13 protein-coding genes and 1 pseudogene are annotated in these 10,519 nt (G+C 64.0%); 5 read left to right on the top strand and 9 right to left on the bottom strand.

Annotated elements, in window-relative coordinates:
- Positions 1 to 73: 73 nt before the first annotated feature.
- Together JHN45_RS50505 and JHN45_RS50500 are read right to left on the bottom strand one after the other, a co-directional pair.
- On the bottom strand, positions 74 to 922 hold the full coding sequence (locus tag JHN45_RS50505; RefSeq protein ID WP_201056203.1) for a hypothetical protein: 849 nt from the start codon (positions 920 to 922) through the stop codon (positions 74 to 76).
- A 242-nt stretch (positions 923 to 1,164) separates the two neighbouring features.
- On the bottom strand, positions 1,165 to 1,632 hold the full coding sequence (locus tag JHN45_RS50500; RefSeq protein WP_307783444.1) for a DUF6879 family protein: 468 nt from the start codon (positions 1,630 to 1,632) through the stop codon (positions 1,165 to 1,167).
- 77 nt (positions 1,633 to 1,709) lie between these two features.
- On the opposite strand from JHN45_RS50500, the gene JHN45_RS53815 reads away from it, so the two are divergent.
- The 3 genes from JHN45_RS53815 to JHN45_RS54285 all read left to right on the top strand — a co-directional run bounded on the left by JHN45_RS53815 (position 1,710) and on the right by JHN45_RS54285 (position 2,593).
- The gene (locus tag JHN45_RS53815; RefSeq protein WP_236585001.1) at positions 1,710 to 1,877 is read left to right on the top strand and encodes a hypothetical protein; all 168 of its coding nucleotides are present in this window, start codon (positions 1,710 to 1,712) and stop codon (positions 1,875 to 1,877) included.
- 114 nt (positions 1,878 to 1,991) lie between these two features.
- Positions 1,992 to 2,360 (top strand): nitroreductase family protein, encoded by a 369-nt coding sequence (locus JHN45_RS54290; RefSeq protein ID WP_268982493.1) that lies wholly within the window; start codon positions 1,992 to 1,994, stop codon positions 2,358 to 2,360.
- Positions 2,333 to 2,593 (top strand): nitroreductase family protein, encoded by a 261-nt coding sequence (locus JHN45_RS54285; protein ID WP_374195696.1) that lies wholly within the window; start codon positions 2,333 to 2,335, stop codon positions 2,591 to 2,593. Before JHN45_RS54290 ends, JHN45_RS54285 begins: the two co-directional genes overlap by 28 nt.
- A gap of 20 nt (positions 2,594 to 2,613) precedes the next feature.
- Here the strand turns inward: JHN45_RS54285 and JHN45_RS50490 are convergent, their stop codons facing one another.
- Together JHN45_RS50490 and JHN45_RS50485 are read right to left on the bottom strand one after the other, a co-directional pair.
- Entirely contained in the window at positions 2,614 to 2,829 is a 216-nt protein-coding gene (locus JHN45_RS50490) for a DUF397 domain-containing protein (RefSeq protein ID WP_201056202.1), read from the bottom strand.
- Positions 2,830 to 3,675: a helix-turn-helix transcriptional regulator gene (locus tag JHN45_RS50485; protein WP_201056201.1), complete on the bottom strand. Its 846-nt coding sequence runs from the start codon at positions 3,673 to 3,675 to the stop codon at positions 2,830 to 2,832.
- A gap of 217 nt (positions 3,676 to 3,892) precedes the next feature.
- Between JHN45_RS50485 and JHN45_RS50480 the strand changes: the two genes are divergently transcribed.
- Positions 3,893 to 4,525 carry an ATP-binding protein gene (locus JHN45_RS50480; protein WP_201056200.1) on the top strand — a complete coding sequence of 211 codons (633 nt, stop codon included), beginning with the start codon at positions 3,893 to 3,895 and terminating at the stop codon, positions 4,523 to 4,525.
- Here the strand turns inward: JHN45_RS50480 and JHN45_RS50475 are convergent.
- Positions 4,522 to 5,271, bottom strand: coding sequence for an HNH endonuclease (locus JHN45_RS50475; protein ID WP_201056198.1), 750 nt, complete (start codon positions 5,269 to 5,271; stop codon positions 4,522 to 4,524). The genes JHN45_RS50480 and JHN45_RS50475 overlap by 4 nt on opposite strands.
- 161 nt (positions 5,272 to 5,432) lie before the next feature.
- On the opposite strand from JHN45_RS50475, the gene JHN45_RS50470 reads away from it, so the two are divergent.
- On the top strand, positions 5,433 to 6,665 hold the full coding sequence (locus JHN45_RS50470; protein WP_201056196.1) for a DNA cytosine methyltransferase: 1,233 nt from the start codon (positions 5,433 to 5,435) through the stop codon (positions 6,663 to 6,665).
- On the opposite strand, the gene JHN45_RS50465 is transcribed toward JHN45_RS50470, so the two are convergent.
- The 4 genes and pseudogenes from JHN45_RS50465 to JHN45_RS50450 all read right to left on the bottom strand — a co-directional run bounded on the left by JHN45_RS50465 (position 6,666) and on the right by JHN45_RS50450 (position 10,323).
- A complete protein-coding gene (locus tag JHN45_RS50465) occupies positions 6,666 to 7,139 on the bottom strand; it encodes a very short patch repair endonuclease (protein ID WP_307783443.1) in 474 nt (157 codons plus the stop codon). It lies immediately after the preceding gene.
- 21 nt (positions 7,140 to 7,160) lie between these two features.
- Positions 7,161 to 8,135 (bottom strand): hypothetical protein, encoded by a 975-nt coding sequence (locus JHN45_RS50460; protein ID WP_201056194.1) that lies wholly within the window; start codon positions 8,133 to 8,135, stop codon positions 7,161 to 7,163.
- A 50-nt stretch (positions 8,136 to 8,185) separates the two neighbouring features.
- On the bottom strand, positions 8,186 to 9,154 hold the full coding sequence (locus JHN45_RS50455) for a NaeI family type II restriction endonuclease (protein ID WP_201056193.1): 969 nt from the start codon (positions 9,152 to 9,154) through the stop codon (positions 8,186 to 8,188).
- 154 nt (positions 9,155 to 9,308) lie between these two features.
- A pseudogene (locus JHN45_RS50450) lies at positions 9,309 to 10,323 on the bottom strand (SEC-C domain-containing protein).
- Between the last annotated feature and the right edge of the window lie 196 nt (positions 10,324 to 10,519).

Raw genomic sequence — 10,519 nt, 5'->3', positions numbered from 1 at the left:
TCTACGTGACCGGGACCGGCGGGAGGGCCTCCCGCCGGTTCACGTAGATCTCTTACTCGGGCAAGCCGAGTTGCTACCGGACGTCGACGAAGTCGCCGGCCGCGGTCGCCGCGGCGGTGGTGGAGGTACCGGCGAAGACGTACCGGTAGTACCCGTCGACCGTGGCCTTGGTGGTGGTCTTCAGAACACCGGTGCTGTTGGTCTTGACCGTCTTGAGGGTGGTGTAGGTGCTGCTGCCCTTCTTACGGAACTGCAGCTTCGCGGGCTGGGACACGTACCCCGCGTACTTGCCCGTCGCCCAGTTCGCGCGGGCGAGCTTCCCCGTGACCGTGATGGTCTTCCCCTTCTTGACCGGCTCGGGAGTGGCATCGGCGGTCAGCGTGGAGGCCTTCTTGATCGAGGCGGTGGCGACGTCGTCGTTGTAACTGGCGTTCGCGTACAGATCCCAGGCCCCCAGGAACAACTTCCAGGTCCCGGCCACGCCGTTGTCCTTCATGTCGGTCGCGGGATGGATGTTGAAGACGGCCTTGCAGGTGTAAGTCCCCTGGGTGGCTGTCTCCGTGCAGTCCGGATCGTCGTCGGTCCCCAGCCCACCGGTGATCCCGTCCGTGGTCGAACTGTCCGTCCCCTGCCACAGAAAGGCCTCGGTGAGGGCAACACCGTTCTGGTCGGTGGCGGTGTACGTGACGGTGACGGTCTTGGTGCCGCCGGTACCGAGGACGATGTCCTTGCCGCCGTTGATGACGGCGTGCGAGAACTTGGTGTTGCCGAGAGAGTCTCTGGGCTGAACGGCAGCCGAGGCAAAGGACTTCAGCCCCGCCGCAGCCCCCTTGCGCTCGGCAGCCTGAGCGGCAACCGGAAGAGCGAGCGCGGACAGAACCACAGCACCGGAGACAACGCCGGCCGCAACACGTATACGCATGAAACCCCCACAGGAACCCGAGAGGCCCGCCCAAGTCTCGCCTTGGCCGGGCCTGTTGATCTCCGCATCATATGAACTCAGGTCGGAAATGGTGAAGATCTCTTGTGCAATAAGTGCGTAACGGGACAGTGGGGATTGGGGAGTTGGTACTGGCCGATGAGAGGACGAGGCGGACCGGCGTCGGTGCGCAGCTCACCCGGCCTCCCGCCGAGTCTTCGTGGCGGCAGTCAGGTAGTCCGTGGTCATAGGGCGGAACGTCCCCGTCGGGCGAACTCTTCGGCACGTACGGCGTGATGCCAGGCCGCATCCCGGACCTGGCAGGCGGCAAGTACCTCGACCGGGTCCTCGGTGAGGTAGACGCCCAACGTGGTGTCCTCGTCGTCGAAGGCGAAGCGGGCGAGGGTCTTGGAGTCGAAGAGCCAGAAGTCGTAGTCCGGCAGCCGCAGTTGCTCCGCCTGGTGACGGGTCAGGGTACGAATGTCCTCTCCCGCGGCGACGTTGCTGGGCGCGCTGGCGCGGAGGAACTCCTGTCCCTGGGTAAGCGGTTGATCGACCACCCGGACACGCTCGAACCGCTTGCCCAGCGAGACTTGCGCCCGCAGATTCTCCCACCAGGGGTTGTCCGGTTCACCGGCGATGTCCTCGCCGACGAGGAACCGAGCCCACTTGGGGCTGTTGCGGTCGGAGGCGTAGCCGCGACGCGTCTCCAAGCGCCAGGCGGCGCGTAGCGACTGAGCAGGTTGCGAGGCACGCGGACGAGGGCCTCGGACTCCTTGGCGTCGTGCAGTTGGGCGATGTGCTCGGGGTCGGTTTCTCGTTCGCCCTGGACAAGGATCTCGTCCGTACCCTCGATCTCGTAGAGGGCTGGGCGGCCGTCGTCGTCACTGGTCGGGCCAAGGAACCTGAGCGTCATGTGACCCTCAAGCTGCGGATGTTGGGGTCTCAGGATGCGTGATTGGGGCTTGAGTACACGTCCGAATTGCCGAGGCGGTGCATCTGCGCGCGCAGAGAGAGATTGGCGGAGCAGCAGCTGCCGGAGATCCGTGAGCCAGTGGCAACATCTGCCGGCATGGAGTTCTCCGAGGTGGTCCGCCGCAAGCGCATGATCCGTCACTACTCCGACAAGCCACTGACCTCGGAGGTGACCGAGCGCATCCTCGCCTCCGCGCTACGAGCCCCCTCGGCCGGTTTCTCCCAGGGCTGGGCGTTCCTCGCCCTGACCGACCCGGCGGACCGCGCCCGCTTCTGGCCGTTCGTCCCCACCCGGGTCGAGAAGACCCCAACCATGCAGGACGCTCCGCTGGTCGTCGTACCCATGGCCCACAAGGCCGCCTACCTGGAGCCTACGCCGAACCCGACAAGGGCTGGGAGGACCGAGCCGAGGCCCGCTGGCCCGCACCGTATTGGCACATCGACACGGGAATGGCCGCCCTGCTGATGCTCCTGACCGCGGTCGACGAAGGCCTCGGAGCCTGCTTCTTCGGCATCATGCCGGAGCATCTGCAGCCGTTCCGGGCGGAGTTCGGGGTTCCGGGCGAGTACGACCCGATCGGCGGGATCACGGTCGGGTACCGGGCTGAGGATGTTCCCGAGCAGGGGACCCGGGTCGCGGAACGACGGCGAGCCGCTGAGGACGTTATTCACCGGGGGCAGTGGGGGCGGCATGCCTGAGAGCGATTGGCCAGACCGCTTCAGTGCCCTCTCGGCTCCTCCTGCCCCAACTCGCCTATCAGGCAATGCCAGGCGCGGGCTCGGATTGCGAGGACAGGGCCACCGGCGGCTTTGGAGTCCCGCACAAGCACCCCAGCTGGGGTGAAGGCTGCCTCTACGCACTCGGTCGTATTGGCGCCGCTGTACGACGATTTGAACCAGACAGGTTCGGACACAGGCTGCGGGCCGACAGACATTCACAGCTCCTTGCGGGCGCGATGGATCATCGTGGAGGAAGCTCCCATGTCCAACGCTTGTGCACGCAGATACTCGAACGCAAGTCTGTATCGGTTCAGTTCCTCGTCCTTCTCCAGGAAGAGGGAGCCCGTATGGAAGTCGACGTAGACCACGTCGAGGGTCAGCTCGGTGCCGCCGATGATGACGAAGCTGCCAAGGGCGGCCCCATGGGCCCCTTGCGAGAAGGGCAGAACCTGCAGCGTGATGTGAGGCGACTCGTTAGCTTCCAGAAGCCGGTCGAGCTGCTCTCTCATGATCTGCGACGATCCGACAACGCGGCGGATCACTGACTCATCGAGGATCGCCCAGAGTCGCGGGGGCTTCGGGCGGGTGAGGATCTCCTGCCGTTTCATGCGAATGTCGACCAGCCGCTCGATCTCGGTGGTCTCCAGGGGTACTTCGTTGGCCTTCTGTAGTGCGGTGCTGTAGGCGCGTGTCTGCAAGAGGCCGGGAACATAGACACAGGCGAAGTGATTCTCGTGCACGGCCTCGTCTTCGAGCGTGAGCAGCAGGTTCATGCTCTCCGGGATGGAGTCAGCGAACGAGTTCCACCAGCCCTGCTGCTTGGCGTCCTTCGCGAGCGCGACAACGGCCTTGCGCTCGGCCTCAGTTGCTCCGTACTCGCGGCACAGCGCATCAACGACGAGCCATTTCACGGGTCCCGCTTGGGTCTCGTACCTGCTGACCGTCGCCTTGGATACGCCTACGAGTACACCCGCTTCTTCCAGGGTCATTCCCTTGCGGGCGCGCAACTTGCGCATCATCGCGCCTAGTTGGCGGCGACGGGTGGTGGTCCGTTCGGACATGCGGCTCCTTCGCCATGTGCCGGGTGGTGGGCCCGGAGATCCCCATCAGGCTAGGCAGCAGGGGAGCGGACCCACCATCAGATTCACTCGATGGATTCTCATGAGAAGTTACACAGTGAGAGTTCTCTGTGTCATGCTCGCTCACAGACCGCTACGCAGTGCAGCCGTACGGACACGGCAGGCGCAGCACGAGCGTGGCTGGGAGGGAGGAGTGGCCATGCCTGGCTACGAAGTTGCTGAACCCCGACTCCGCTGTGTTCTGCCTTTCGAGGCGGCGCCGGCTGAACTGCGACTGCTCCGGAGAGCCGCCGTCCGCCAGTTGAGCCGGTGGGGCATGCCCGTCGCTGCTGACGAAGCAGAACTGCTGGTCACTGAGCTGGCAACGAACGTCATCAAGCATGTCGGTGAAGGCGCATCGGCGACCCTGATCCTTGAGTGGAGGGACGAACGGCTGCGACTCGAGGTCCACGACAGGAGCAGTTCGGTGCCCTCGTTGAAGTCGGCGAGCTGTAACGAGGAGTGCGGCCGTGGCCTGCACCTGCTCGCAGCCTTGGCACTGGACTGGGGCACGGTTCTGACTGCAGCGGGCAAGGCGGTCTGGTGCGAGATCCCGTTCAGCTCGGGACGTTCCTGCCGACGCGTTGAGCGCGCCGTCGAAGCACTTGAGGGCTATCAGGCGGGCGGCGAAAGTGCTGCGCTGCAAGGGAAGGGGCAGGGGATTGGCCTTGAGGAGTCGGCAATTGAGTTGATCGCTGACCTGCTTCACTGGTCCGCCGCGTGCGGCCATGATCCGGACGACTTCCTCGACCGTGCCCAGATGCACTACGAGGCAGAACTGGACGCGGCCTAGTGGGCGTCTGCCTGAAGGTTCTTCCGTATCTGCTCACGAAGGGCTGTCGGCGTGCGCCAGGATTCTCCGGGACGGCTCCTGTGGCACATGCGGTGGCAATTGGCACACAGGCATGCGAGGTCGTCGAGCTTGGTCTCCCGCGTTCCGGAGATGTGGAGGGGGGTGACGTGGTGCACCTCAATGTAGCCCTCGCCCAGCGTCCCGTAGACGCGGCCGAAATCGAAGTCGCATGCCTCGCACTGGAGCCTCTGACCGCGACGCAGTGTCTGCTTGAGCTTCAGCGCGCGGAGCTTCGGGTCTCGCTCGCGAGCGAGTGCGCGACGGACGAGGAGCCTTCCCTCGATGGCCGTGGCGCCGGACTCGTCGACCTCGTCGGGCTGGGGAGGGATGAGCTGCAGTTCGCCCGAGCCCATGCCGACCTCAATGGCTTCCGCGGCCTGGAGCATCTCAGCTTCGCGGTCACAGAAGGCCTCGACCATGAGCTTGGTGCGCTGTCCGCCACGAGTGGCCTTGCCCGAGTACAGCTTGTGGTTCGTCGCGAAGTCCGAGGTCTTGCGGCTGACGCTGTCAGGCGACCTGAAGCCGGGAAGGGCGAGTGCTTCCGGACTGTGGATGGGCAGCGCGCGGAGGAGTTCCGACAGCTCCTGCACCTCACGATCGTTGGTCCGCAGTTCGCGCCAGCCGTTCTTCACGACGAGCGCTCCGGCCAGCACAAGTTCGTCCTCAGTCCATGGGGGCGTCTGCATGAGCAATATCGTACGAGCGTTCGGCGTGCCGGAGGGTGCGTTCAGCGAACCGCGGGGCGTGTTGCACACTTGGTGCCGTCTCGTTGTCAGTGGGGTCTGTCACCCTCAGTGATGGTGGATCGCAAGATGTGTCTGCCGCTGCACGACTGTAAGGAGGGGACATGACCCGCACGAACGAACCCAAGGGCTCCGTGGAGCAGGCCGACGAGCCCAATGAGCCCGAGTTCACCTCAATCGAGATCTGCGCTGGAGCGGGCGGACAAGCCATCGGGCTGCACCAGGCTGGTTTCGGCCACCTCGCCCTTGTGGAGATTGACCCGCATGCGGCTGCCACGCTGGAGAAGAACGTCGCATCTCACCCAAAGTGGGTCTGGGAGAAGGGGAACTGTGACGTCCTGCCTCCGACAGATGTCAATGACTTTGATCAGGACGAGCACCTGGTCAAGAGCGCGGAGGTACTTCAGCGCCGCGGGCTTGATCTCTTGGCGGGCGGCGTTCCGTGCCCTCCGTTCTCGCATGCTGGCAAGCAACTCGGCAAGGACGACGAGCGTGACCTGTTTCCTCGGATGCTGGCCCTCGTAGAGGAGCTGAAGCCTCGGGCCGTCATGATCGAGAACGTGCGCGGAATCATGGACCCCAAGTTCGATGACTACCGTGACCTGATCCAAGCGAAGCTCCAGAGCGGGTGGTATCGGGGCGATGATGGCCAAATGGTCTGGGACGACGGGATGGGCTACACGGTAGGTGAGTGGGACATTCTGGAGGCTAGTGATTTCGGAGTACCGCAGCTTCGCCCCCGCGCCATCCTGGTTGCCTTCCGTAACGACATCCTGAAGGACGTCAAATACGAGTGGCCTGCCGCAACTCACCAGGATCACGTCAGCGTCGCCGAGGCGCTTGAAGAGTCGATGCGCGCCCGCTATGAGCCGTATTTCACCGGAGGCAAGGCAGAGGTGGCTCGCAAGAAGTTCGACACCTGGCTTGATGCTGCGCAGAAGCGTCACAGGGTGCTCGCAGAGAAGGGTGGCGGCATTGCGCCCACGCTGGTCGGCGGATCAAAGAAGCATGGGGGAGCGGACCTTGGCCCCAGCCGGGCCAAGGCCGCGTGGGGTCAACTAGGGGTTAATGGCTTGGGAGTTGCCAATGACCCTGACACCTGTAGGACGAGGGAAACCGAAGGGCGTGACCTCTTCGGCGAGAATGGGCCCATGCTTACGGTGCAGCAGGCTGCGATCATCCAGGGTTTCCCGCCCGAGTGGCAGTTCTCCGGCGGTAAGACAGCGCAGTACAGGCAGGTAGGCAACGCTTTCCCGCCTCCCGTTGCCAGGGCCGTCGGAAAATCGATCGCTGACGTCCTGCGAGCCGCCCGTGAGCGCGACAACAAGAAGACGTGATCACTCCTTCTGCTTGTGCTCTGAGGTTGTTCGAGGGCGGCGCTTTGTGACCTCCGCAGTGATCCGGGCGGCACACTCTGCCGAAGCCTCGTGCTCCCAGAACCGAAGCACCGTCCACCCCGCCTCTTTGAGGTGCTGGTTGGTGTCACGGTCTCGGGCCATGTTCCGGGCGACTTTGTCTGACCAGTAGCCGGGATTCGTCTTCGGGGGCACGTAGTGCTCCGGGCAGCCATGCCAGTAACAGCCGTCGATGAAGACAGCGACCTTCGCCGGACGGAAGACCATGTCTGCCGTCCGGCGAAGGTCGGGTAGCGGCCTGGCCGCTACCCGATAGCGAAGCCCTTGGGCGTGGACAAGCCGTCGGATCAGGCGCTCAGGTGTGGTGTCCCGGCTGCGAATGGCCTGCATATTCCGGCGGCGCGCTGCAGACGACGCCCATGAACCGCTTGGTGGCTCCCATGGCTCTCCGGACACTGAACGATTTCCTTATCTCGGCTACAGAATGGTGCCGCTGTTCTTGAGGTCTTTCACCAGGGCATCCAGGCCGTTCAGCCCGAGTGCATGTGCCCTGGACATCCCCTCCTGCTTCAGTGCAGCCAAGTCCGGCCATTGAGTTAGTGGCGAGCTTCCAGCCGGGAGTTCGTTGACTGCCATCCAGGATCCGACCCAGTCAGGGCAGACGTGATAGGTGCGATCCTCAATACTCTCTCGCGCTACGCCCGCGGCGCGGGGGAATTCCGCAGTTGCCATGGCATAGGGGACATCGGGTCGGTAACGAGTGAGTGGCACCATCTGGGCGGCCTCTGTGCCACGGTCGGAACGCCATGTCCACTTCGAGGACAGAGCCGCAACGAGCCGTCCCCCGCTGTCGATGATGAGAATGTCGCTCTTGCGGTCTCCCACGTCCCGGCGCATGTGCAGTCCTCGGATGTGGGTCAGAGGTACCTCGTGCCGAACTTGCCAGCCTTGCGGAAGGCTGCACTGGAGGAAGTGGATCAACAGATCACGGAAGAGGGTGCCTCTTGAGTTCCTGTCCAGCGCAACAGGTCTGTCGACGTTGACGTTTCGCTCGGTTACGGCCTGCATCCAGAGAGCCAGGACGGCGAGTTCGCCGGCGATGCGTCGCCGTTTTCTGTGGCCCGTGGCTGTGTCGGGTACTTTGTCGTCCAGCCGATGCGTGCGTACGGCGGGTGCCCAGCGGACGGGTCCATGCGCGGAGCCGCCGTCAGCCAGGGAAGTTCCATCGGAGTCGTAAACGGAAAATCCGGATTCAGTCAGCCAGCCCGGATTCCATCCCAGGTCAAGACGTTCGCAGGCTGCTGCCAGATCCTCGTTCTTCTCTATCTCAATCTGAGCCTGGGAAGCGCAGTTTGACTCGTTCCAGCACAACCCCAAGAATACTGCGCTAAGCGCCGCAGGGTCTCCGAGATGCTGTTCGATGAGCGCCTTCTTGGCAGGTTGAAGCGGCATGAATTTCTTTCATTCTTCGACTGTGATGGGCAGTTCGATGGAATGCCGAGCTATGCAACTGCAGTGTGTGATGGCAGGTCCGGGGCTGTTTCCACTGGGTCACCTTGAGTTGCGACAATCCAGTCCCGGTCGGCCAGAGTTACCCGGGGCTGATCGTGATGCTGTTCACGTGCCTGGGCCACCCGCACGCTCACGAACTCTCCTTCGCGGGGTGGCACGATACCGAGTTGCTCCGCTACGGCGCGGTGACTGTCGTAGTCACCCATGATGAGAATTCCTTCAGGTTGGAGCGCTGAGCGAGAACCGCCATTACCCCGGACCCTCTTCATGTAGTCCTTCTGCTGAGCCACGGTGCGCACTACATTGCGTCCTATGCGGCGTCGCTGAGCACGCCGGAAGAGCTCGTTGAGGCGCTGCTGTCCGGACTTTGATGCAAAGACTGCATCGCGGTCTTGTGAATCCAAGTGCAGCAGCACATTTTCCGGGAGTTCGGCGTCACGCCAGAGCCAGAGAATTTTGTTGCGGTGTTCAGCTTTCACAGTGAGCTTGGCATCGCGGTTGCTGCCTTGGTTCAGCCACTCGCTGCGTACACGGAAGAGGCCTGCACTCCATCGGCTCGTGTAGTCATCTGCCCAGGCGAGCAAGCAGAGATGCCCCATGGCCTCCGGAGGGATCATCCAACCACCGAATCGCTGGGAGTATTTGCAGTCGACCTCGATTCCCGCGATCTGGTAGTCCATGACCTCGCCGTCCGCGAACCTGAACTCGCGTTGCAGGTTGATCTCGACCAGAGTCCCGGCGTGAGTCCGCTCGGTTTTGAGAAGGTCCGCCCAGTCGTAGCGCCCAGTGATCTCGCCGTTAAGGAGCTGGTCGATGGTGTCCCGTAGGACCGTGGCGAACCGTTCTCCGAATGGATCTTGGGCCACCAATTCGGCATGAACGGCACGGAGTTCAGAATCATGCTTCAGTTCCTCGATTAACGCGAGATTCTTTCCAGCGTTGAAATCGATAGGCAGCAAGAGATCCCCCTTGAAACGAACTAACTTCAGTATTGGGTGTGTTGAGGAAACCCGGTATCTGTGGGAGTCGGGTTTGAAGTAGCGGCCCGTTCACCCGTCAGGCTTTGCCCTCAAGCGCATCAGCTCGATGCCGTTCAACGGCAGGCCTGCGCTTTCACTGGCCCTCGCCGTGACACTCTCCGTACTTTTGCCCAGACCCACACCAACAAGAAGCCCCCCGCTGCGGAGGCCAAACCACAGCCCGCCCCCGCGCCGCCAGCGTCGTCGCATACTGCGGCAGCAAGTCAACGTCTCCCGGCGAAGCCCCCTCCGACGCCGCGAACGCCTCATAAGAAGGCACCGTCCCCGTCACGATCCCGAGGTTCGGGGTGCCCGAGGCCGCCAGCTCCCTCAGCGACCCCTCTATCGTCGCGAGGTGCTCCTCGTGCGAGGGGTACTCGACGGACAGCGAGTCATACGCCCCCACCAGTTCCGCCAACTCGCCCTCCGGCCAGTGCAGTACAGCCACCGGGAACGGGCGGGACAACGCCTCCCGGAACGCCCCCAACTCCGCCCGTAGCCGTGAGATCTCGGCCTCGAGCTCCGCCGGGTTGTCCGAGCCCAGCGACCACACCCGCTTCGGGTTGCAGCTCGTCCAGCGACACGGACGACGAGTGCAACGTGTCCGCCAGCGTGTCCCACTCGTCGTGCGACACGCCCAGCATCCGCCGTACCCGGTGTCGGCCGAACAGCAACGGGTGGGTGGAGTACGGCGGTTCGGGGACGTCGGTCAGCAGCAACGTCACCCCCTCCGTGAACGTCTCCTGTGCCGCCTCCAGCTCGTCGTGGGACTCCAGGGACTCCGCGACGATCACCCAGGGGGCGGCATCGCGCGGGGACGCGGCGCGCACGCCGTCGATGATCGCCCGGGCCTCGGCCTCGTGGCCGTACTCCCAGAGGTTCGAGGCCTTGAGGGCTCGTACCAGGTGAGGAGTTTCGAGGTTGTCCGGGGACGACAGCAGGCGGTCGTAGAGCGCGGTGGCGGCGGGGCGGTCGCCGGCCAGTTCCAGGTGGGCCGCGGCCTGGAGGAGCAGGGCTTCGGCGTCCTCGGGGTAGCGGGCGGCGGTCCGCTCCAGGCGGGCCGCTTCGGCGGAGTGGTCGACGTTCTCGGCGGGCGTGTCGGGGCGCATGAACGACACGGTACTGCCGATGCCTCCGCAGATGGAGGCAAGGGGAGAGATATGCCCAGGTCGGCCCGTGAGGGAGAGGTGAGAGAGGCGTGAGACGGACTCCTGGCGGACCAGGTGTGGCCGGGGCATGGAGAACACCGAGTGGCTTGTCGGTTTCCAGCAGCTTTACGACGGCCCGCTACGACCCCGAGCCGCT

The organism is Streptomyces sp. MBT53 (assembly GCF_016654115.1).
In the GTDB taxonomy this organism is placed as follows: Bacteria; Actinomycetota; Actinomycetes; order Streptomycetales; family Streptomycetaceae; genus Streptomyces.
The sequence above is the reverse complement of the archived record's forward strand: the minus strand, read 5'-3'. Positions and strand labels throughout refer to the sequence as shown.